The organism is Lactobacillus nasalidis (genome assembly GCF_016587775.1).
GTDB classification, from domain to species: domain Bacteria; phylum Bacillota; class Bacilli; order Lactobacillales; family Lactobacillaceae; genus Lactobacillus; species Lactobacillus nasalidis.
Genome location: NZ_BOCG01000541.1, coordinates 1 through 338 on the forward strand (window position 1 = coordinate 1; position 338 = coordinate 338).

1 rRNA gene is annotated in these 338 nt (G+C 52.7%); it reads left to right on the plus strand.

The window, feature by feature from the left end:
* Positions 1 to 338 (plus strand): 23S ribosomal RNA (locus tag lacNas_RS10550); the annotation flags it as partial.

The window sequence follows — 338 nt, forward strand, 5'->3', positions numbered from 1 at the left end:
AGTTCCGACCTGCACGAAAGGTGTAATGATTTGGGCACTGTCTCAACGAGAGACTCGGTGAAATTATAATACCCGTGAAGATGCGGGTTACCCGCGACAGGACGGAAAGACCCCATGGAGCTTTACTGCAGTTTAATATTGGGTATCTGTCAAGCATGTACAGGATAGGTAGGAGCCAGAGAAGATAGGACGCCAGTCTTATCGGAGGCGCTGTTGGGATACTACCCTTGCTTGACGGATGCTCTAACTCAGGCGTGTAAACCAGGCCGAGGACAGTGTTTGACGGGCAGTTTGACTGGGGCGGGCGCCTCCTAAAGTGTAACGGAGGCGCCCAAAGG